Here is a 21,565-nt window from a genome sequence, read left to right as displayed (position 1 = left end):
CCTAATTTTATACATAACAAAAAACCTGTGAAGTTAAATTCACAGGTCTAATATATATTCTTTAAAAACCGTCAACCTATTTTAGGACGACTCAGGTCGTTTTTTCTATAATTTAGAAAAAAGCTTTTGCATTTTTTCTTGTTCCTCTTCAGCCAAAACTGGGTCTACCAAAATTCTTCCACTGTGTTCGTCGCTAATGATTTTTTTGCGTGATGCAATCTCAACCTGAACCTGCGGTGGAATGGTAAAGAAAGATCCTCCTGAAGCACCTCTTTCAATAGGAACTACTGCCAAACCGTTTTTTACGTTATTTCGGATTCTATTGTAAGCCTTTACCAAGCGCTCCTCAATTTGGGATTGGTACTCTTCCGATTTTTTCAAAAGGGCTTTTTCTTCCTTTTCGGTTTCTGCCAAAATAGCGTTCAATTCACTTTTTTTGTGCTTAAGGTGCAATTCCCTTTCGGTTAATCGTTCTTTGGTAGTGGCTATAACCTCTTTTTTCTGCTCTATTTGGGCTTTAAATTCTTTAATATTCTTATCGGCCAATTGAATTTCAAGTTCCTGAAATTCTACTTCTTTGGTCAAAGAATTAAATTCCCTGCTATTGCGGACGTTCTTTTGTTGTTCCGCATATTTTTTGATCAAGACTTTGGCTTCATCAATAAGATTTTTCTTGGCGCCTATCTCGTAGTTAATAGTTTCAACATCGGTTTTAAGCTTATCCATTCTTGTTTTAAGGCCAAGTACCTCGTCTTCCAAATCTTCTACTTCTAGAGGAAGTTCTCCTCTAACATTTCTTATCTCATCAACTCTAGAATCAATTAATTGCAAATCATATAGTGCTCTTAACTTTTCTTCTACTGTTGTTTCTGTCTTTGTTGCCATATTTAAAAATACTTGATGGGATTTGTTTTGCTCTCCGATAAAGAGACTGCAAAATTAGGAATTTTTTTCGTAAGATAATCAACTAAGAGATTTTTTGTAAACTGCTCTGTTTCATAGTGCCCAATATCTGCTAAAAGTATTTTGCCTTCTGCTTCGTAGAATTGATGATATTTTAAGTCCGATGTCACAAAAATATCAGCATTGGCGGCTATTGCGGCAGATATGGCAAAGGATCCGCTTCCTCCCAAAAGTGCAACTTTCTTTATTTTTTTTCCTAGAAAATCTGAGTGTCTTATGCAGGAAACATTCATTTTTTTCTTCAAAAATTCAAAAAATTCCTCTTCGCCCATCGATTTTTCCAGATTTCCTATCATGCCCATGCCAATATTTTGGTTTTTATTTTCCAAAGTTTGTATCTCGTAGGCAACCTCTTCATAGGGATGGTTGTTAAAAAGGGCTTTCAAAATTTTCTGTTCATTTGCCCTGCCATAGGTAACGCTTATCTGGGATTCGTCCTCATAATGGGTTTCCCCAATTTTTCCCAAATAGGGATTGGCTCCCGCATTGGCCTGGTAGCTCCCAATGCCATCTACCGTAAAACTGCAATTGCTATAATTGCCAATATTACCTGCTCCAGCTTGGAATAGAGCGGTTTTAAGGGCGTCGGCATTCACTTTGGGAACATAGGTTGTCAATTTTCTAATGGTGCCCTTCTGTGGGATTAGAATGCTTGTATCCTGTAGTCCCAAAACCTCGCAGATTTTGGCGTTAACTCCTTTGTTGCAGTTGTCCAGGGCAGTGTGCATACTGTATATGGCTATGTCGTGTTTAATAGCCTTTATTACTACCCTTTGTACGTAGTTGGAGCCGGTTATTTTTTTTAACCCTCCAAAAATAATAGGGTGGAAACTAACTATTAGATTGCATTTTTTTGCAATAGCTTCCTCCACTACATTTTCTAAAGTGTCCAGTGTTACAAGGATACCGCTTAGCTCGTTCTTGGCATTCCCCACCAAAAGTCCTACATTGTCAAAATCTTCGGCATAATTAAGTGGCGCCAACTCCTCTAGGGTATCTATAACTTGTTTTATGATCATTTTTAAAATTTATGGTCTTCCAAAGATAAAATATTATATTTTCGTTCTAATGCAGCTACTAAGAAAATTAGGCTTTCCCATTTCATTGATATACGCCCTGGTGGTATATCTGCGCAATTATCTTTATGACCTAGGGCTATTGCCTTCCAAAGCCTTTGGGACCAAGACCATTTGTGTTGGGAACCTGAGTGTAGGGGGTACCGGTAAAACCCCAATGATAGAGTTTTTTGTTGCCAATGCTAAAGAGCAGGGTAGAATAGCGGTTTTAAGTAGGGGTTATGGTCGAAAATCCAAAGGCTATTTGTTGGCCAAACCTGGTATAGGGGTAGAGGATTTAGGGGACGAACCCTTTCAGATCTATAAGAAATTCCCCAAAGCCTTTGTAGCGGTGGATGCGGACAGGCAGAATGGTATTTCCATATTGGAGGAAACCGTAGGGCCCGATATTATTTTGTTGGATGATGCCTTTCAACATAGAAAAGTAAGGTGTAACCAATATGTGCTATTAACTTCCTATTCCAATTTATATGTAGATGATTGGTATTTACCTAGCGGGAATTTGAGGGATAGCAAAAGGGAAGCAAAGAGGGCCAATATAATTGTTGTTACCAAGTGCCCATCAAATTTGAGCGAGGCCGAGCAACAGAGAATCCGGAAAAAATTAAATCCCGGCCCAAGTCAGAGGGTAGTTTTTAGCTTTTTGGAGTATGAAACAACATTAAAAGGTAGCTCAGGGGAAATAGACTTGGCCGAACTTAAAAATAGAAAAGTGACTTTGGTGACAGGGATAGCAAATCCAAAACAGTTGCTAAGCTTCCTAAGTAGTCAAGAAATTGAGTTTGAGCATTTGGCCTACCCTGACCACCATTTTTTTACGGAAAAGGAAATAGCCTTGTTCAATACCAAGGAAATGGTACTTACCACGGAAAAGGATTATGTACGGTTGGAAGGCAAAATAAAAGACCTACACTATATAGGGATACGGCACAAATTCATGAATGGGGGCGAAAAGGTACTGTTGAATTTGATGGGTGAAAGCATTAAGGCTCCTTAGGCTTCAATTTTTTTTTTTCACATCAAAGATGTTCTCTCCAATTTTTGAATAGAATACCTCTGGTTTAAAGGGTTTAGTAACTACGTCGTTACAACCTGCAGCATAAAAACTTTCCAAACTGTCATCCAAGGAAATTGCCGTAAGGGCTATAATAGGTACCAATCTATTGAACTTTCTAATTTCAATAGTAGCCTCTTCACCACTAATTCCGGGCATATGGATATCCATAAGGATACAGTCGTAATCCGTTTTTCTCACCATGGCCACGGCTTCCAGTCCGTTGTTGGCAATATCACAGGTTATTTCCTTCTTGTTCAGCATTTTCTTCGTAATCACCTGGTTGATTTTGTTATCCTCCACAATCAATATATGGAGCCCTGTAAAATCGTATTCCACCTCAGTTATTTCGAAGGGGATATCATCAATAAGATCATCCTTGCTTTTTAGATCCAACTCAAAGAAAAAGGAACTCCCTTTGCCTATTTCACTCTTAAGCCCAATTTTACTACCAAATAGGCCCAACAAGCTTTTTACAATGGTCAAACCTAGACCGGTACCTCCGTATTCCCTGTTAATTTGTATAGAGCCCTGTTCAAAACTGTCAAAAATGGTAAGCTGTCTTTCTTTATCAATACCAATACCATTATCCTTTACTTCAAAATAAATGGTCAGATTTTCTTCTACTTTTTTGGCAAGCTTGGCTATGACCGTAACTTCACCTCCCTTGGTGAATTTTATACCGTTGCCGATAAGGTTTATAAAAATTTGGGAAAGTTTAAGGGGATCGCCCAAAAGGTGGGACGGAATATCCTCGTCAAATTCCAGTACAATTTTTGTTTTGTTGGCCTTGGCACTTTGATGCAAGGAATTTATGACTTCCGAAAGTACCTTTTTAAGATTGAAATCTATTTGAAGGGCTTCCAACTTGTCAGCGTCAATTTTGTTGATCTGAAGAATGTCATTAATGAAATTTAATAGGTAGTCCCCAGAAAACTTCAACGATTTTAGATGTTCTTTTTGATTTTCACTAGGGTTTTCTTCCAGTAATAAATGTGTTAGACCGGTGACCGCATAAAGTGGTGTTCGCAATTCGTGGCTTACCGTGGAAAGGAAATTGGTTTTGGCCTCCATAGCCATTACCGCAGCATCCCTTGCAGCCTGAAGTTCATTGTTCTTGGTGTGTAATAGATCGTTTGTCTTTAACTTGATCTGGTTGTTCCGGTAAAGCGAAATGGCCAGTATGGAAATTACTATTAAAAAGGCAGCAGTTAAGATTGCCGTTATTTCCGTTCTATTTTTGGATTGGTTAAGTTCTTCTATCTTGGCTTCCTGTCGACCAATTTCATCCTTCATAAATTTTGTTTGGATGTTATCTGCCGTTTTGGTTTCCGCTAAACTTTTCTCTAGGGTAAATATAGAGTCCTTGATGTTCACTATATTTCTGTTGTAGGACAGGGCGGATTCAAAAAGCCCAAGTTTTTCATTGGTCTCTGTTAGTAGCCTATTGGCCTCCAGTACTTCTAGATAAAAATTGTTCGCCTTGGCCAATTTTAAAGCGTCTTGGGCATTTTTAATGCTCTCCTCGTAATTTTCCGTTCTGTTGTGGATCTCTGCCAATTTTATATGTGCCTTGGCGGCCAGGTAGTCCTTCTCGTAGATGTCCGTATTTACGGCCAGGGCATTGAAATTCTTTGTGGCACTTTCGTATTTTTCCAGGTTTAAAAAAATAATTCCCTCTACAAAAAGAATATTGTTCAGTAAATTTCTGTCGTTGTTGATCTGTTTTGCTTCGTTCAGCATAGAGATGGCCAAGAAATTTTTACCGTCCCTATAGGAAATAATGGCATCTATGTATTTATGGGTGGCCTCCCCATAAGGATAGGAAATATCTTTTAAAAGTGATTTTGATCTGTCCGCATAATATTCCGCACTATCATCCTTCTGCAGGCGTAAATATAAAATGGCGAATTTGTGATAGGTGTCTATCAGGGCCTTTTGGTCATTGTTCTTAAAGGCAATTTCCATTGCGGTATTCAGCTCCTCAAGGGCAGGTTCTATTTTATTCTTATTGCCCAATTCCCTCGCTTTGTCAAAATGATATTCTATATCCTTCCCCGCAGCTTTGTTTTCCTGGGTATAGGAATGACTAAAGTAAAAAAACAATAGAACCGTTAGGAGCCACAATTTTCTACCTAAATTTATATGTAAGAATATAGGTCTCAAACGTATCGTTTACTTATAATATAGTTAATTAAATCTACAATTCTGCTACTGTACCCGGTTTCGTTATCATACCATCCAATGATTTTAACCATTTTGCCGATTACAGAAGTCATCAGAGAATCAAACGTACAAGAGTAGTAAGTATTGTTTATATCAATAGAAACTATGGGGTCTTTTGTGTAATATAGAATGTTTTTAAGTTCTTTTTGCGATATTTTCAGAAAAGCATCATTAATTTCTTCTATGGTGGTCTGCCTTTTAACATTAAAAGTGATGTCGGTCAAAGAGCCATTGGGTACTGGAACCCTTATGCCACAACCTCCAATAACATCGGATAGTTCCGGAAATATTCTGGTTAAGGCTTTGGCCGCTCCTGTTGTGGTAGGGACAATGGATTGTGCAGCTGCCCTGGCCCTTCTTAAATCCTTATGCGGTTGGTCGTGCAGACTTTGGTCCGTGGTATAAGAATGGATAGTGGTTATATAGGCCTGCTCTATTCCGCAAAGATCTTGAATTACCTTGATCATTGGCGCGGCATTGTTTGTGGTACAGGAGGCGTTGGAAATAATGTCATCTGATTGGACCAGGGTTTCATGGTTTATTCCAAATACCACCATCTTTATGTCATCTTCGTTTGGAGGTACACTAAGAATAACCTTTTTCGCCCCATTTTTTATGTGATGCTCCAAGATAGCCCTATCCTTGAACTTCCCAGTGGCCTCAACAACAATATCAACTTTATGATCGGACCAAGGAATGTCTTTGGGTGAACTGTGATTTAATAGGGCGACCTTATTATTTTCTACGATTATGTTTTCGCCGCTGTGGGATACTTCTTTTTGAAATACCCCGTGGATGCTATCGTATTTTAGTAAATGGGATAGTGTAGGTGCATCTGCCAAATCGTTTATGGCCACCACTCTTAAATGAGCTTGCTCGCTAAGAAGTCTAAATAGGGTACGGCCAATTCTACCGAAGCCGTTAATACCAATATTAATTTGTTTCATAAAAAGGGTCAAGCCAATTTATCCGCATAATTACGGATTGATATTCTAGATATGGGGTGTAAGGGGTACTTACTTTATATGTTTGTGTGCCTTGTACGATGAACGGACCAAAGCCCCGCTTTCTACATGCCTAAAGCCTAATTTTAGACCTATTTCTTCATATTTCTTGAACTGGTCCGGTAAAATAAACTCCTTTACCGGTAAATGTTTTTTGGAAGGCTGCAGATATTGGCCTATAGTGACCACATCTACATTGGCCGCCCTAAGGTCCTCCATGGTTTGGATTACCTCTTCCTCCAATTCGCCAAGTCCCAACATTATTCCCGACTTGGTGCGGTTGGCACCGTGCTCTTTTAAATAGGAAAGGACGCCAAGACTTCTTTCATATTTTGCCTGTATGCGGACCTCCCTTGTTAATCGTTTTACGGTTTCCATATTGTGGGAGATTACTTCGGGCCCAACAGCAAGGATTCGATCTAAATGGGTATGGATACCTTGAAAATCTGGAATCAATGTCTCCAATGTAGTATTGGGGTTCATTCTTCGTATGGCCTTCACTGTTTCGGCCCATATAATGGAACCCATATCTTTTAGGTCGTCACGATCCACAGAAGTGATAACGGCATGTTTTATGTCCATTATTTTAATGGATCTGGCCACTTTTTCCGGCTCTGCCCAATCTACATCTTCAGGTCGCCCTGTTTTTACACCGCAAAATCCACAGGAACGGGTGCAAACATTTCCTAAAATCATAAAAGTGGCGGTACCTTCTCCCCAACATTCGCCCATATTTGGACAACTGCCCGAGGTACATATGGTATGAAGGTTATACTTGTCCACCAAGCCCCTTAACTGGGTGTATTTTTTGCCTGTTGGAAGTTTTACCCGTAACCATTTGGGTTTGCCTTTTGGGGGGATGACACTGTCTATAGTTTCGATACTCATACTATGATTTTGTGCAAATATACGAAATGGGTTATAGTTAAAATACCAAATGACGGCAAAGTATGGGAATGCCAAAGTCTATCTGGTGTCAGCGTAAATTTAATGGGTTTTTTATAAGGGGCAGGGAAGGCAGTAAAAGATATTGGACCTGGTACACGGGACAATATATAAGGGGCGGAAGTCTGTCTGAAGAAGGTTAGCTGTATTAGTTGGGAATTGAAGGTTTATTCTTTTCATCTTCCAACGTCCTGGCACCTTTGTTCAATTGAACTTTGCTTCTGCCAAAACAAGAGTGACCTAGCAGTACTAATTATTATTTTTAATAATTTCAGCAAGAAGCCTTTTTGCCCTTAGTAGTTTAACTTTTACATTATTGATAGGTTCCCCAAGTTTTTCGGCAATTTCAGCATAGGGCAGTTCCTGAAAATACCTTAGGTTTATTACTTCTTGGTAATGCGGTTTTAGCCTTTTTATGTACTCCAATAAAGCAGCTAAATTTTGTTCTGTAATTAAACTGTCTTCGGGGGAAGGGGCGTCATCCAAAACCTTCTTAATGGCTTCGCTGCTACTTTCTGGGTTACCTTGTAGAACATTTCTTTTGCTTTTGCGGATGAGGTCGATGTGCAAATTTTTGGAAATGGCGATCAGCCATGTCTTAAACTCATAGTCCTCGTTAAAGGTATGTATCTTGTCAAAGGCCTTCGAAAATGTCTGGATAGTAATGTCTTCGGCATCGTTCTCATTTCTGGTCCTGACCAATTGAAAGCCGTAGACGTCGTTCCAGAAATTATTTAATAATGCACTGAAGGCTATCTGATTGCCTAATTTGGCTTTTTCAATAAGATTGGGAAGAGGTTCTTCGGTTTTGTCCAAGATAAGAAAATGTAAAGGGTGATAATAGGCAGATTTCTATTGTGTAACGGAATCTTTTCTGCAGTCCTGCTCGGTAGGGAGTTTTCCGCAGTATCCACATGCTTCACCGTCCTTATTTAAAAACGGGCTCTGACTGGCGCATGTTCCCGCAAATTTACCATCCTTTTTAGACCATATTTTTATTGCAATACCAGCAAAAGCAAGTGCTAGTAGACCTATTGTTAAAAATAATAATTTCATATCCCTGCATTATTTAATGCAAAGATATGAAATTTATAACCTTCCCAAGAAGGATTAAGATTACTTTAAGTCCTTTATTTAATAGGAAATATTGGCCACTATATTCTCTATGGTAGGCTTGGAATTACCTCCTGTTGGCTCAATGGTGATATAACCAACGGCATTTTCACCATAGGGCAGGGCCATTAGTTTTTCACTATTGCTGGCCTCCTGTATTACTCCTAGGTTGAGCATTTGTCCGTTGACCTCTGCCCACATTTGGTAGCATTGGTTTTCCGGTAGGTTAGGTAATTTGCTTACATTGATATAGGAAAGCTTTTTTACAGGATTAACATAGGCCACAGCCTTAAGTTCCTTCGCCTTGTTATTGCCTTTTACCGTAAGTCGCTTCGTTTTGGGATTGTTAAGTACAATAAATTGATTTCTAACATCCTCTAATTGTAGGCGCATATTCTCTTCCAGGTTCTGGATCTTATTGTTGACAATAACATTTTCCTCTTGTAAGTTTTGGTTTTGGTTCCAAAAGAAATAGGAGGCACCTGCAAAGAGCAGGGCAGCAAAACTGGCTGCAATGGCATACCTGTAGAATTTTGATCGTACGGAATTTTCCTTTTTGATCCTAGTTTGAATTCTTTCTTTGAGGCCTTCCGGAGTTTTTATGGCATGTAACTTGGCAAATATTTCAAGATTTTCCTGAAGCTCAATGTAGGTGTTCCTAACTTCGGGATACATGGCAATATATCTTTCTACTTGTAATGCTTCCTCTTGGGAAGTTGTGCCCAATAGATATTTCTCCAGTAGGTCTGTTTCTAAAAATATTCTGATCTTTTCTTTCATGGCTTTATTATTTCTAGCACAATTTGGTCGGCTATGCTGTAACGTCAGCTTAATAGTTAGGTCCTAGTCTTGTCAAGGTTGTGCTTTAATTCATAAATAAACTTAGTAAACAGGCAAAGACCATCGTTGAACCATAAATCTTCTTTAGCTCCCTAAGTCCAATCTTTAATCTAGATTTAATGGTACCTAGTGGTATGTCCAATTCGTCACTTGCCTCCTGTTGGGTCATTCCTTGAAAAAATAAGGCGTCCAATACAATTTGATATTTTGAATCTATTTTATCCAAATTATCCTGAACGTCCATCAAGTCAGGGATTATACCTTCAGTTCCTAGTTTATATACGTCCGAAACGTCCATTTGGATTTCCTTGTCGGATTTGTTGTTTACACTTCTTAATTTGTCTATGGCCGTATTGCGTGTAATCCTAAAGAGCCATGTAAACAATTTGGCTTTTGTGGGGTCGTAAGAATCCGATTTCTTCCAGATTTTGATAAAGCTTTCCTGTACAACATCCTGAGCCAATTCCTCATCGCGCACTACCTTATAGGCAACCCCGTATAAGGTATCGCCGTAGTGTTCATAAAGAAGGGAAATGGCCTTGTCATTTCGCTCTTGAAGAAGCTCAACAATATGATTTTCCAGTAATATGCTCATATAATTAGTGTGTTCTCAAAAAAAAGTTGCTAGGCAATCATCCAATACCTTAGTTTTCCTCGTATATACACAAACGCTAAATTATAAAATTGATTGTTATGCTTAGCGTTTTAATTGGATAAATGGACAGCTGGTAACTGTGCATTTAATTTTTGGTTAGTTTGGTTTGGTATAGCCCCTGGCATTCTTTGTCAGGGGTTATTTTATGATATTGACTTCCGGACTAATCATAATTCCGAACCTTTGCAATACACTTTCAATTATATTTTGGGCCAGTTCAATAATATCCGCTCCCGAGGCATCACCGTAATTCACCAACACCAAGGCTTGGTTTTTGTGTACTCCTGCATCTCCAAATCGCTTTCCTTTATATCCACATTGTTCAATTAGCCAACCTGCTGGAATCTTGAATTCATTTTCGGAAACCTTATAAAATGGTGCAGAGGGGTTTAAATTGGAGAATTTGTCGAATTGCTGCCTATCTATGACCGGGTTTTTAAAGAAACTTCCACTATTGCCCAATTCCTTTGGGTCTGGTAACTTACTTTGTCTAATGGAAATTACCGCATTGGAGACATCCCTAATGTTGGGATCGGTAATGCCGCTATTCTGTAATTCGGAAATAATGGCCCCGTAGTCTACATTGAGTTTGTGATTTCTTTTGGTCAATTTAAAACTTACCGAAGTAATTATGTATTTTCCAAGCCCTTCATTTTTAAAATAGGAATCGCGATAGCCAAACTGACACTCGTCCTTGGTAAAGGTTTTAAGTTCCCTGGTGGTGATTTCCATGGCTTCGCAACTTACAAAGGTGTCCTTAAGTTCAACACCATAGGCCCCTATGTTCTGAATTGGCGCGGTACCGGTATTTCCTGGAATGAGGGATAAATTCTCCAATCCACCATAATCGTGGTCCAAGGTCCACAATACCATATTGTGCCAATTCTCACCGGCATTGACCTTTATTATAGCCTCATCATTATTTTCGGTTATTACCTCAATTCCCTTTAGGTTAATGTGCAGTACCAGGTTTTCCAAATCTTTTGTGATGAGCATATTGCTACCGCCCCCAAGAACAAATAAATTGGGATATCCCTTCAGTTCTAGTGCTTGTTTTAGTTCGGCGATCGAATTTATTTCGCAAAAGAATTGGGCCTTGGCGTCAATTCCAAAAGTATTGTACTTTTTAAGGGATATGTCTTTTTGTATATCCATTAATGTGCATATACCTTTAAGGCTTCCTTTAAAATGTGAACCGCTCTTTTTAGGTCTTCCTTTTCCAGTACATAGGCAATTCTGATCTGGTTTGTTCCCAAACCTTCAGTAGCATAGAACCCTGCTGCAGGTGCTACCATTACGGTTTCCCCGTTCAAATTGAAATCCTCCAGTAACCATTGGGCAAAAGTGTCGGCATTGTCAATAGGCAGTTGGGCAATACAGTAGAATGCACCCTGTGGTTGGGCTACTACCACACCTTCAAGTTTGTTTAATTCGGTTATAAGTATGTTTCTACGCTCCTCGTACTCCTTTTTTACATCATCAAAATAAGACTGAGGGGTGTCCAAGGCAGCTTCACTTGCAATCTGAGCATAGGTAGGAGGGGAAAGACGGGCCTGGGCAAATTTAAGGGCGGTCCGGATCACTTCCTTATTTTTGGAGACCAAATATCCAATTCGTGCCCCGCACATACTATACCTTTTGGAAACCGAGTCTATTATAATGGCATGATCTTCCAGGCCTATTTCCTGAAGAATGGAATAATGCTCCCTGCCATCATAGATAAATTCGCGGTATACCTCATCGGCCACCAGGAACAAGTTGTGTTTTTTTACTATAGAGGCAAGTTTTTTTATTTCTTCCCTTGTATATAAATAGCCTGTTGGGTTCCCTGGATTGCAAATAAGGATGGCCTTTGTCTTGGGTGTAATTAGTTTTTCAAATTCATCAATGGGCGGCAGTGCAAAATTATTTTCAATGTTGGAAACAACCGGTACTACCTTTATTCCACTGGCGTTGGCAAATCCGTTGTAATTGGCATAAAAGGGCTCGGGGATAATAATTTCGTCGTCATTATCCGCTATACTTCCCAATGCAAAGGACAATGCTTCAGAACCACCTGTAGTCACTATAATATTGTCCGCACCAACATGAATGTCATTCTTGGCGTAATATCCGGCAATCTTTTCCCTATAGGATTCGGAGCCTTCTGTTCTACTGTAGGCCAAGACCTCCAAAGTATTGTTTTTAACGGCATCCAAGGCAACTTTAGGCGTTTTTATGTCGGGCTGACCAATATTTAGGTGGATAATCTTGATTCCTCTTTTTATGGCAGCTTCAGCAAAAGGTACTAGTTTTCTTATTGGAGATTCCGGCATTGTTTCGCCTCTCCGTGAAATTGATGGCATATGGATTTTAATTTTAAGCAAAAATGAGAAATCAATACGGACAAAACAATAAAACAACCTTATTTGATTCCATATTAATATGTTAAATGATTCTATTGTCAAGGGATTTGTGTGTAAATTAGAGGGTTAGGTTACTTAAAAATGGGAATAGGATGGCTTTCTTAAGACATATGGTTTTCCTTATTTGGTGCTGGCCCGTTTTGGTGTTATCGCAAAATTTCAAATTGCCTGTTGGAGAAAAGTTTCAAAAGGTGAAGTTTCAATTGGTAAACAATCTCATTGTAATTCCAATAGAGGTAAACGGGGCGGAACTTTCATTTATTTTGGATTCTGGGGTAAATAAGCCTATTCTTTTTAATTTATCGGATAAGGATTCCATTCAGATAAACAATGTATCGGAAATTGTTATTAAAGGTCTTGGTGAAGGAGAGCCAATTGAGGCCTTGAGTTCTGATTCCAATATTTTTAAAATTGGAAAAGTTGTCAATAATGATCAATTGCTTTATGTGGTCATGGACAAGGAGCTGAACCTTTCCCCCAGGCTGGGTCTGCCGGTTCATGGAATCATTGGTTATGACCTCTTTAGGGATTTTGTTGTGGAGGTAAATTATTCATCAAAATATTTAAAGCTTCATGACCCTGACCTGTACAGGCACAAAAAAAGCTCCAAGATCCGTACAATTCCTTTGCGCATTGTTCAGAACAAAGCTTATGTTCAAGGTCATGTGTTTATGGAAAATAAAAGCAGTATTCCTGTGGAACTTTTAATAGATTCGGGTAGTTCCGATGCGGTATGGCTTTTTGAAGACCTGGATAAGGGATTGGGGGTTCCTGAGAAGAATTATGTGGATTTTCTGGGTCAAGGGCTAAGTGGGGGCATTTATGGGAAAAGGACCAAAATAGATGGAATCAGCTTGGGAGGCTTTCAATTAAGGGATGCCAAAACTGCATTTCCTGATCTGCAATATTTTAATTCCATCACCTCTTTGGGGAATAGAAACGGCAGTTTGGGCGGAGAGGTCCTAAAAAGATTTACCCTGGTGTTCAACTATGGTGCTCGTACCTTGAGTTTGCGCAAAAATGCTCTTTTTAATCACCCTTTTGATTTTAATTTGAGCGGGATAGATATCCAGCATAACGGGATGCGTTATATTTCCGAAAGTATAGCCGATGCAAGTGGGTTGGTGTTGGTGGATAGTGGCAAATCGTTCGGGGATGTGCAAATTCTCTTCGAGAATATGACCAGGCTAAGTATGGTCCCGGAAATTATAGTGTCCGGTATACGTGCAGGAAGTCCTGGACATAAGGCCGGTTTACGGGAAGGCGATGTTATTCTGGCAGTAAATGGGAAAAAGGTGCACCACTACAAACTTCAACAAATCCTGCATATGCTCAATGAAAAGGAAGGAAAGAGGGTAAAGGTTCTAATAGAACGATATCAAAAGGATATGCTTATAACCTATGTGCTTAAAGACATGTTCAAATAACTGACATTGATCCCCAAGGTTGATGGTGGCCACTTTAAGGAACCTATCCTTGGGCCGGGGTCTTAGCTTATAATGTAACTGTGCCTTTTTATACGGGTCTCATGAATAAAAAAAGCTTGTTAAATACCTAATTCGGTACTTAACAAGCTTTTGTAATTATGAATGGAATTTATTTGCCTTCTGCCGGCAATACCTTTCCTTTAATTTTTAACACCTTCGTTGGGGTGTCAGCATTGGAAATTACAGTAATCGCCTTTGCAATAGGTCCAACTCTGTTAGTGTCATATTTTACTTGTATCTGGCCGGTTTTACCTGGTAAAACTGGACCTTCCGGTTTTTTTGGAATGGTACATCCACAGCTAGAGCTAACTTTGCTTATAACAAGTGGAGCATCCCCTGTATTTGTAAACTCAAATATCCTTACACCATCACTCCCTTTAGCGATTTCACCATAATCAACGGTTTCTGTTTTGAATTTAATTTTCGCTACATTTTCTTGAGCGGTTAGGCCAAAACCTAAGAGACCAACAAATAGAATTAGTACTATTTTTTTCATTATTTTTAGTTTTTGGTGAATTTCAAAAGTAAATGTTTTTAATGAACCTCCAAAATTCTTTTGTTATGTAATAACGTTACTTATTTTTGTTTCGTATTTCAAAATGGACAAAAACCTTAGAATTACTTCAAGTTTAACCTTAATATTGCACTCATTTAGTAATCGCCCGTATAGGGTTATCAAAAACTGTTCCAAATAATGGAAATTCCTTCAAAATATGAACCTCACAGGGTAGAGGGCCAATGGTACGACTATTGGACCAAACATAATTATTTTCATTCCACACCAGATGATAGGGAGCCTTATACCATAGTAATACCACCACCCAATGTTACTGGTGTATTGCATATGGGGCATATGTTGAACAATACCCTGCAGGATGTTTTGATCCGTAGGGCGCGTTTAATGGGGAAAAATGCCTGCTGGGTACCAGGAACCGACCACGCTTCAATAGCTACGGAGGCCAAAGTGGTTGCCAAACTAAAGGAGCAGGGTATAGATAAAAAGGATATCACCCGTGAAGAATTTTTGAAGCATGCTTGGGATTGGACCCATGAATATGGAGGGGTTATCTTGGAACAGTTAAAGAAATTGGGCTGTTCCTGCGATTGGGAGCGTACTAAGTTTACCATGGATGACAATATGTCCGCCTCCGTTATCAAGGTCTTTGTTGATCTGTTCAATAAAGGATTGATATATAGGGGTTACCGTATGGTGAATTGGGATCCCGAGGCAAAGACTACCTTGTCCGATGAAGAAGTAATTTATGAGGAAAGACAAGGTCTGCTATATTATTTAGCCTACAAAATAGAAGGTTCTGACGAAACCGTAACTATTGCTACCACCAGACCTGAGACTATTCTAGGGGATACTGCAATCTGTATTAATCCCAATGATGAACGTTATGCCCATTTGAGGGGTAAAAATGCAATTGTACCAATATGCAATAGGGTAATCCCTATAATTGAGGACGAATATGTAGATGTTGAATTTGGAACGGGTTGTCTAAAAGTGACCCCGGCACACGACATTAATGACAAGGCTCTGGGGGAGAAACACAATCTGGAGACCATTGATATCTTTAATGAGGATGCCAGTTTAAATAGTTTTGGACTGCATTATGAAGGTAAGGACCGTTTTGAGGTCAGGAAGGCCATTTCCAAGGAATTGGAGGAAAAAGGCTTTTTGGTAAAGACGGAGCAGCATATTAATAAAATTGGTACTTCGGAAAGAACAAAAGCGGTTATTGAGCCAAGATTGTCCGATCAGTGGTTCTTAAGTATGGAAGAACTGGCCAAACCGGCTATAAAGGCGGTTTTGGAGGATGACGATATTAAGTTGTTCCCTAAAAAATTCGAAAATACCTATCGCCATTGGATGGAAAATATCCGCGATTGGAATATTTCCCGACAATTGTGGTGGGGACAACAAATTCCAGCCTATTATTTTGGAGATGGGCAGGACGATTTTGTAGTGGCCGAAAGCAAGGAAGAGGCTTTGGATCTGGCCAGGAAAAAATCTGGGAATTCCAATTTAACATTGAAGGACCTAAAGCAAGATGCAGATGCCTTGGATACATGGTTTTCTTCCTGGTTATGGCCTATAAGTGTTTTTAACGGGATTTTGGAGCCCGATAATAAGGAAATAGAGTACTATTATCCTACCAATGATTTGGTGACCGGGCCGGATATCTTATTCTTTTGGGTCGCCAGAATGATTGTTTCAGGATATGAATACCGCAATGAAAGACCTTTTGAGAACGTATATCTTACCGGATTGGTGCGCGATAAGCAAAGACGAAAAATGTCCAAGTCGCTCGGAAATTCACCGGATGCGCTGAAATTGATTGAAGATTACGGGGCCGACGGTGTTCGTGTAGGGCTTTTATTGAGTTCTGCAGCAGGTAATGATTTAATGTTCGATGAGGCTTTGTGCCAACAAGGGAAAAACTTTGCCAATAAAATCTGGAACGGATTCCGTTTGATTAAAGGATGGGAGGTTGCCGACCTGCCACAGCCAGAGGCTTCCAAGTTGGGAATTGAGTGGTATACCGCAAAATTCAACAAAACCCTTGAAGAGATAGAGGATCATTTCAGTACGTATCGTATCTCGGATGCTTTGATGGCCATTTATAAATTGGTTTGGGACGATTATAGTTCCTGGTTGTTGGAAATTATAAAACCCGTCTACCAACAGCCTATAGATCGGATTACATTTGATGCCGTAATCCATATTTTTGAGGAAAACTTAAAATTATTGCATCCGTTTATGCCCTTTCTTACGGAGGAAGTCTGGCAACACATTGCCGAACGTACCCCGGAACAGGCATTGGTAATTGCTAAATGGCCAAGCCCACAGGCTATAAACGAGGACCTAATAGAAGGTTTTAATTTTGCTGCGGATATTATTGCTGGAATACGTACCATTAGAAAAGAAAAAAATATTCCTATGAAAGATGCGCTACAATTGGCGGTTTTAAATGATGGGGATATTTCCAAGGATTGGGATGTGGTTATTGCCAAGCTCACCAATTTATCGGCCATTGATTATGTTGATAGCGCAGTGGATGGGGCTTTGACGTTTAGGGTAAAGTCCAACGAATATTTTGTGCCAATGATCGGCGCTATTGACATTGAGGCGGAAATTAAAAAATTGGAGGAAGAATTGGAATATACAAAGGGCTTTTTGGTTTCGGTAAGAAAGAAGCTTTCCAACGAACGTTTTGTGAGCAATGCACCTGCGCAAGTAATTGCCTTGGAAAGGCAAAAGGAAGCAGATGCGCTTGCCAAGATAGATACATTGGAGAAAAGCTTGGCTAGTTTGGGGTAACTGTTTGCAATCCCTGTAATTAAGATGCACCCAGTTTAAGGAAAATACGCATGATTTAATGAAAGCATCTTGATTATGGTGAAAAAGACAATAAAAACGGGGATTCTTTCCTTTGGAATGTCGGGCACATTATTTCATGCCCCTTTTTTAAATGAGCATCCTGGATTCCAGTTAACGGCAGTTGTTGAGAGAAGTAAAAAATTAGCTCACAAGAGTTACCCCAATATCAAAAGTTATGATACCATTGACCAGCTTATTGCGGATAAGGACATAGATCTGGTGGTGGTAAATACGCCTAATCTTACGCATTACGAATTTGCCCTTAAGGCGCTCAAAGCAAAAAAGCATGTTTTGGTAGAAAAACCATTTTGCGTTACCAGCTCTGAGGCAAAGGAACTTTTTGCAGTGGCAAAAAAGGTTGATCGTAGTATTCTGCCATATCAGAATAGAAGGTATGACAGTGATTTTCTTTCCGTTAAAAGTGTATTGGAGTCCGGTAAGCTTGGATCCTTGGTAGAGGCCCATATGCGGTATGATCGGTACCGACATCATATAGGTCCTAAGATTGCCAAGGAAACCCCAGTGCCTGGTAGCGGCCTCTTGTATGATCTTGGGCCCCATTTATTGGATGCGGCCATAGCACTTTTTGGATATCCATTGGAATGGAGTAAGCATACGGGTCAATTTAGACCAAAAACCCAAGTGGACGACTACGCGCATATACATTTGTTGTATCCCATGGGTGTACAGGTATTTATAACTATGAGTATGTTGGTGGTGCAACCCCAAGCTTCATTTGTTCTTAATGGTACCAAGGGTACCTTTGTGAAACAGAGAACGGATATTCAGGAGCAGCAATTGTTGGCCGGAATGAGTCCTGGAAATCCTTTGTTTGGAATCGAGGAATCCGATAAATTTGGTGTGCTCACTACGATTGCAGAGGATGGTGAAAGGCATACGGAAGAAATAGAATCGGTAAAATCCTCCTATCTTAATTTATTTGAAGATGTTTATAAGTCCCTTGCGGATGGAATATCATATCCTATTTCCGAAAAAGATATCATAAGGCAAATTGAGATTTTAGAAGGGTAGATAGCATAAGTTTCCTTTTTGGTTGTTGCCTTTTTTGTGAACCTTCCTATTTTCTCCCAAAATCTTTAAGACCATCCCTTTGTTTTTTGGAGGCATAATTAATTCCCGTTTTATTTAGTCGTATATTTAGAATGGATAAATAAGTGTGCTGTTTTAAAATTTAGGTAGCTAAGTCATTAAAAATGCTCCGTAAAAAAGCTGAAAATGTCTAAATTACCGGAAGACCATAAGTTTTTGGACCTATCGGACTACGGGAGGCCAATAGCTAGGGTTATTGCGAACGGATTAAAGAAAACCACTGTTACACCTGTTCAAGTTACGTTTGGATTTCTTTGTTCAGGTGTTATAGCGGTGGCTTGCATGTATTATGGCTATAATTGGTACGCGGCCTTTTTTTTTATTTTAAAATCTATCTTGGATGCTGCTGATGGTGAATTGGCGCGGATCAAGGATACGCCCTCCTATACTGGGAGGTATTTTGATTCCCTTTCGGATTTTGTATTGAATATCCTTATATTTTTAGTCCTCTGGCAGATAACTACTGCTGATTTTGGTTTAACGGTACTGGCGTTTTTAGGACTTCAACTTCAGGGTACCCTTTACAACTATTATTATGTAATATTGAGGAATAAGTTTAATGGAGATGTTACAAGCCGAATTTTTGAATCTGGGACTCCGGTGGCAATGGTTGGGGAGCATCAGCGTAATGTGAATGTGCTTTTTTGGTGGTATAGGACTCTTTATGGCAGTTTTGACCAAATTATTTATAAGTTGGATGGAGGGGCTGCCAACGGCAGGCATCTTCCCAATTGGCTTATGACGGCCGTATCTACCTTTGGTCTTGGGTTTCAGCTCTTGATAATAAGTGTGATGCTGGTTTTGGAATGGGCAGACTACATAATTCCTTTTTTTATGATCTACTCTGTATTCATTTTTTTGTTTATCGCTATAAGAAAATCATTGTAGGGCAACATACATTCTGGTTTTTCTTTATCATATAATCTATGAGGTCAAAGTTGTTGATTTAGGCATTCCAATAGGGTATTGAGGGTTTTGGAAAATCAGTGTGTGCTTACACATTTTTGTTGATCCATACGTAATATGTACTGTAATATTTCCAAAATATGTCGCGTATGTCCTGATAATTTTTATATTTGTGTACCTACACACTTTTTCAATTCATTAAAGGTCATATAATTATATAAGTTGATTTTCGATGGCAAAGAATAAAAAGACTACCATTCAAGATTTGGCAAATTATGCCAATGTTTCCATAGGGACCATTGATAGAGTTTTGCACAATAGGGGAAAGGTGTCTCCAGCCAAAAGGAAAAAGGTGGAAGAGGCCATAGAGAAATTGGATTTTAACCCCAATCTCCTGGCAAGAACATTGGCCTTGGGAAGACAGTTCACGGTTTGTAGCCTGTTTCCGGAAGCTACCACCTCTCAAAGTTATTGGGCTTTACCGAAAATAGGGGTGGATCAGGGAGTGGAGGTTTATAGGGATTTTGGTATGGATCTCCATGCCTATGAGTACAGTTTGTTTGATGAATCCAGTTTTATTAAAAATGCCGATGCCATCCTCGGTAAGAATCCAAGTGGCGTAATCTTGGCGCCCCTATTTGAAAAGGAAAGTCTAGAATTCATAGCGAAGCTGCAAGAAAGGAGTATTCCTTATGTCTTTATAGATGCCAATATCAAGAACAAGGAAAATCTCAGTTATATTGGGCCTGACTTAAAAGGTAGTGGTTATATAGCCGGGAAATTGTTGAATTCGGTCTTGGAGCCTTCAGATGACATTCTTATTGTAAACATGGTAAAAGGATTTGAGAATAGCGCCCATACAGCCGTTGTGGAAAAGGGATTTAGGGAATTCTTTAAAAGCAACGCAGCATTGTCAAATAGGAAAATAGATTCCATTACCATACCCTCTACCCTCGAGACAGAGGTAAGCAGGGAGCTGACCAAATACTATATTAAAAATCCGGGTACAAAAGGGGTGTTTGTCACTAATTCCAGGGCACATTTAATTTCTAGGTATCACGCCTTGCACGAACTGGACATTAAGGTGGTGGGGTTCGATATTGTTCCCGGAAATGTGGCTGAATTGAAGAATGGTAATATCGATTATATTATTTCCCAAAGACCGGTTTTTCAAGGAGTTACTGCGGTAAAGACTTTGTTCGACTTTTTTGTTTATAAAAAATCGCCGGCCACAGTGCAGTATGTGCCATTGGATATAATCATTAAGGAAAACGTAGATTATTATATTAATTTTCAATAAGCGTAATAAATGAAAAAAGGAATTAATTTAGGATTACCGGTTTGCACTCTTTTGCTACTAATTCTTAGTTCTTGTGGTGAAAGCAAGTCAAAAAAGAACGATGTAAATCCTTCGGATGAAATGGTAAAGCCTGGTATTAGGGTGGAAAATAAAGTGTCTGAACAAAAAGTGGATGTCTACTTCGGGGATGAATTATTCACGTCATATATCTACCCGGATAATATTATGAAGCCCTGTTTATGGCCTATAGTGACAGCTGAAGGCACGGAGATTACACGTAAATACCCATTGAAGGCTGTGGCCGGTGAGCGTGCAGATCATCCGCACCATATAGGAATGTGGATGAATTATGGCGATGTTAACGGTATTGACTATTGGGGGCATTCGGAGGCTACTCCCGAAGATCGTAAACCATTTAGTGGTGTTATCAGGCATCAAGAGGTTGTCGAGGCAGATGCGGATAATTCCCAAGGAACGATTCGGGTGCGAACCAATTGGGAAGCTCAGGGCCGTACCCAGATAAAGGAAGAAATTGAACTTCATTTTATGGACAAGGGGAAGGTAAGGATCATAGATTGGATAAGTACTTTAACGGCCCAAGAGGATATTCTATTCAAGGATACCAAGGAAGGTATGTTTGCCATTAGGGTGAGTCGAGAACTGGAATTACCATCAGATGATCCACTAACACTAACGGATGCACACGGAAATCCTGAAACGATAAAAGTAATTAATAATGACGTGGTTTCAGGAGATTACTTGAGCAGTGAAGGGATTACAGGTGAGGATGTTTGGGGTACCCAAGCCAAATGGATGAAACTTTTCGGAAAATACAAGGAAGGGAATGTAGCGGTAGTGATTCTTGATCATAAGAAGAATCCGGGATATCCGGCCTATTGGCACGCTAGGGGCTATGGCCTTTTTGCAGTAAATCCATTAGGACAGAATGTATTTTCGGAAGGAAAGGAATCAATGAACTTGAGCCTAAAAAAGGGAGATTCGGTTCGTTTTGCTTTTCGTACCCTAATATGCTCGGGAGAAATCTCCGATGAGGAGATCAATGCCTTGGGACTGGAGTTTTCTGGACTTTACTAGC

Annotated in this window: 19 protein-coding genes; 7 read left to right on the top strand and 12 right to left on the bottom strand. The window is 39.5% G+C overall.

The annotated features are described in order from the left end of the window. Positions 1-105: 105 nt before the first annotated feature. Together MWU82_RS18690 and MWU82_RS18685 are read right to left on the bottom strand one after the other, a co-directional pair. On the bottom strand, positions 106-885 hold the full coding sequence (locus tag MWU82_RS18690; RefSeq protein ID WP_031444911.1) for a C4-type zinc ribbon domain-containing protein: 780 nt from the start codon (positions 883-885) through the stop codon (positions 106-108). Between the two features lie 2 nt (positions 886-887). Continuing rightward, entirely contained in the window at positions 888-1,982 is a 1,095-nt protein-coding gene (locus MWU82_RS18685; protein WP_247097539.1) for a Nif3-like dinuclear metal center hexameric protein, read from the bottom strand. Positions 1,983-2,031: 49 nt separating this feature from the next. On the opposite strand from MWU82_RS18685, the gene lpxK reads away from it, so the two are divergent. After that, positions 2,032-3,036 carry a tetraacyldisaccharide 4'-kinase gene (lpxK, locus tag MWU82_RS18680; protein WP_247097538.1) on the top strand — a complete coding sequence of 335 codons (1,005 nt, stop codon included), beginning with the start codon at positions 2,032-2,034 and terminating at the stop codon, positions 3,034-3,036. A gap of 3 nt (positions 3,037-3,039) precedes the next feature. Here the strand turns inward: lpxK and MWU82_RS18675 are convergent, their stop codons facing one another. From MWU82_RS18675 to MWU82_RS18635, 9 genes are all read right to left on the bottom strand, one after another. Continuing rightward, complete coding sequence (locus MWU82_RS18675; RefSeq protein ID WP_247097537.1) at positions 3,040-5,259, bottom strand: response regulator; 2,220 nt, start codon at positions 5,257-5,259, stop codon at positions 3,040-3,042. Beyond that, complete coding sequence (gap, locus tag MWU82_RS18670; RefSeq protein WP_247097536.1) at positions 5,256-6,266, bottom strand: type I glyceraldehyde-3-phosphate dehydrogenase; 1,011 nt, start codon at positions 6,264-6,266, stop codon at positions 5,256-5,258. The genes MWU82_RS18675 and gap overlap by 4 nt, the downstream gene beginning before the upstream one ends. A 69-nt stretch (positions 6,267-6,335) precedes the next feature. Next, positions 6,336-7,211: a lipoyl synthase gene (gene lipA / locus MWU82_RS18665; RefSeq protein WP_215948688.1), complete on the bottom strand. Its 876-nt coding sequence runs from the start codon at positions 7,209-7,211 to the stop codon at positions 6,336-6,338. A 306-nt stretch (positions 7,212-7,517) separates the two neighbouring features. Continuing rightward, on the bottom strand, positions 7,518-8,084 hold the full coding sequence (locus MWU82_RS18660; protein ID WP_215948689.1) for a sigma-70 family RNA polymerase sigma factor: 567 nt from the start codon (positions 8,082-8,084) through the stop codon (positions 7,518-7,520). A gap of 36 nt (positions 8,085-8,120) precedes the next feature. Then, positions 8,121-8,324, bottom strand: a complete 204-nt coding sequence (locus MWU82_RS18655) for a hypothetical protein (RefSeq protein WP_031444904.1) — start codon at positions 8,322-8,324, stop codon at positions 8,121-8,123. A 78-nt stretch (positions 8,325-8,402) separates the two neighbouring features. Next, complete coding sequence (locus MWU82_RS18650) at positions 8,403-9,161, bottom strand: anti-sigma factor (RefSeq protein WP_215948690.1); 759 nt, start codon at positions 9,159-9,161, stop codon at positions 8,403-8,405. A gap of 85 nt (positions 9,162-9,246) precedes the next feature. After that, positions 9,247-9,816: an RNA polymerase sigma factor gene (locus tag MWU82_RS18645; RefSeq protein ID WP_215948691.1), complete on the bottom strand. Its 570-nt coding sequence runs from the start codon at positions 9,814-9,816 to the stop codon at positions 9,247-9,249. A 198-nt stretch (positions 9,817-10,014) separates the two neighbouring features. Further along, on the bottom strand, positions 10,015-11,031 hold the full coding sequence (gene murB, locus MWU82_RS18640; protein WP_247097535.1) for a UDP-N-acetylmuramate dehydrogenase: 1,017 nt from the start codon (positions 11,029-11,031) through the stop codon (positions 10,015-10,017). Beyond that, positions 11,031-12,221 (bottom strand): pyridoxal phosphate-dependent aminotransferase, encoded by a 1,191-nt coding sequence (locus tag MWU82_RS18635; RefSeq protein ID WP_247097534.1) that lies wholly within the window; start codon positions 12,219-12,221, stop codon positions 11,031-11,033. Before MWU82_RS18635 ends, murB begins: the two co-directional genes overlap by 1 nt. 152 nt (positions 12,222-12,373) lie before the next feature. Between MWU82_RS18635 and MWU82_RS18630 the strand changes: the two genes are divergently transcribed. After that, positions 12,374-13,708: an aspartyl protease family protein gene (locus tag MWU82_RS18630; RefSeq protein WP_247097533.1), complete on the top strand. Its 1,335-nt coding sequence runs from the start codon at positions 12,374-12,376 to the stop codon at positions 13,706-13,708. A 169-nt stretch (positions 13,709-13,877) separates the two neighbouring features. Here MWU82_RS18630 and MWU82_RS18625 read toward each other — a convergent pair whose 3' ends face one another. After that, on the bottom strand, positions 13,878-14,264 hold the full coding sequence (locus MWU82_RS18625) for a DUF1573 domain-containing protein (RefSeq protein WP_215948695.1): 387 nt from the start codon (positions 14,262-14,264) through the stop codon (positions 13,878-13,880). A gap of 198 nt (positions 14,265-14,462) precedes the next feature. Between MWU82_RS18625 and MWU82_RS18620 the strand changes: the two genes are divergently transcribed. The 5 genes from MWU82_RS18620 (at position 14,463) to MWU82_RS18600 (ending at position 21,564) form a co-directional block, all read left to right on the top strand. Continuing rightward, positions 14,463-17,093 (top strand): valine--tRNA ligase, encoded by a 2,631-nt coding sequence (locus MWU82_RS18620; protein WP_247097532.1) that lies wholly within the window; start codon positions 14,463-14,465, stop codon positions 17,091-17,093. Between the two features lie 75 nt (positions 17,094-17,168). After that, on the top strand, positions 17,169-18,185 hold the full coding sequence (locus MWU82_RS18615) for a Gfo/Idh/MocA family oxidoreductase (protein ID WP_247097531.1): 1,017 nt from the start codon (positions 17,169-17,171) through the stop codon (positions 18,183-18,185). Between the two features lie 204 nt (positions 18,186-18,389). Then, entirely contained in the window at positions 18,390-19,151 is a 762-nt protein-coding gene (locus MWU82_RS18610; protein ID WP_247097530.1) for a CDP-alcohol phosphatidyltransferase family protein, read from the top strand. Positions 19,152-19,401: 250 nt separating this feature from the next. Continuing rightward, entirely contained in the window at positions 19,402-20,469 is a 1,068-nt protein-coding gene (locus MWU82_RS18605) for a LacI family DNA-binding transcriptional regulator (protein ID WP_247097529.1), read from the top strand. A 9-nt stretch (positions 20,470-20,478) separates the two neighbouring features. Continuing rightward, a complete protein-coding gene (locus tag MWU82_RS18600; RefSeq protein ID WP_247097528.1) occupies positions 20,479-21,564 on the top strand; it encodes a PmoA family protein in 1,086 nt (361 codons plus the stop codon). The last annotated feature ends 1 nt before the right edge of the window (position 21,565 follow it).

The organism is Arenibacter sp. S6351L (genome assembly GCF_023016025.1).
GTDB classification, from domain to species: domain Bacteria; phylum Bacteroidota; class Bacteroidia; order Flavobacteriales; family Flavobacteriaceae; genus Arenibacter; species Arenibacter algicola_B.
This window is presented reverse-complemented; position numbering and strand designations above follow the sequence as displayed.

What these genes read in the sequence shown, in the direction of transcription:
- MWU82_RS18685 (WP_247097539.1), bottom strand. Translation starts at nt 1,982, where the DNA reads ATGATCATAAAACAAGTTATAGATACCCTAGAGGAGTTGGCGCCACTT.
- MWU82_RS18625 (WP_215948695.1), bottom strand. Translation starts at nt 14,264, where the DNA reads ATGAAAAAAATAGTACTAATTCTATTTGTTGGTCTCTTAGGTTTTGGC.
- MWU82_RS18630 (WP_247097533.1), top strand. Translation starts at nt 12,374, where the DNA reads ATGGCTTTCTTAAGACATATGGTTTTCCTTATTTGGTGCTGGCCCGTT.
- MWU82_RS18690 (WP_031444911.1), bottom strand. Translation starts at nt 885, where the DNA reads ATGGCAACAAAGACAGAAACAACAGTAGAAGAAAAGTTAAGAGCACTA.
- MWU82_RS18610 (WP_247097530.1), top strand. Translation starts at nt 18,390, where the DNA reads ATGTCTAAATTACCGGAAGACCATAAGTTTTTGGACCTATCGGACTAC.
- MWU82_RS18600 (WP_247097528.1), top strand. Translation starts at nt 20,479, where the DNA reads ATGAAAAAAGGAATTAATTTAGGATTACCGGTTTGCACTCTTTTGCTA.
- MWU82_RS18635 (WP_247097534.1), bottom strand. Translation starts at nt 12,221, where the DNA reads ATGCCATCAATTTCACGGAGAGGCGAAACAATGCCGGAATCTCCAATA.
- MWU82_RS18650 (WP_215948690.1), bottom strand. Translation starts at nt 9,161, where the DNA reads ATGAAAGAAAAGATCAGAATATTTTTAGAAACAGACCTACTGGAGAAA.
- MWU82_RS18645 (WP_215948691.1), bottom strand. Translation starts at nt 9,816, where the DNA reads ATGAGCATATTACTGGAAAATCATATTGTTGAGCTTCTTCAAGAGCGA.
- MWU82_RS18655 (WP_031444904.1), bottom strand. Translation starts at nt 8,324, where the DNA reads ATGAAATTATTATTTTTAACAATAGGTCTACTAGCACTTGCTTTTGCT.
- MWU82_RS18620 (WP_247097532.1), top strand. Translation starts at nt 14,463, where the DNA reads ATGGAAATTCCTTCAAAATATGAACCTCACAGGGTAGAGGGCCAATGG.
- MWU82_RS18615 (WP_247097531.1), top strand. Translation starts at nt 17,169, where the DNA reads ATGGTGAAAAAGACAATAAAAACGGGGATTCTTTCCTTTGGAATGTCG.
- lpxK (WP_247097538.1), top strand. Translation starts at nt 2,032, where the DNA reads ATGCAGCTACTAAGAAAATTAGGCTTTCCCATTTCATTGATATACGCC.
- murB (WP_247097535.1), bottom strand. Translation starts at nt 11,031, where the DNA reads ATGGATATACAAAAAGACATATCCCTTAAAAAGTACAATACTTTTGGA.
- MWU82_RS18605 (WP_247097529.1), top strand. Translation starts at nt 19,402, where the DNA reads ATGGCAAAGAATAAAAAGACTACCATTCAAGATTTGGCAAATTATGCC.
- gap (WP_247097536.1), bottom strand. Translation starts at nt 6,266, where the DNA reads ATGAAACAAATTAATATTGGTATTAACGGCTTCGGTAGAATTGGCCGT.
- lipA (WP_215948688.1), bottom strand. Translation starts at nt 7,211, where the DNA reads ATGAGTATCGAAACTATAGACAGTGTCATCCCCCCAAAAGGCAAACCC.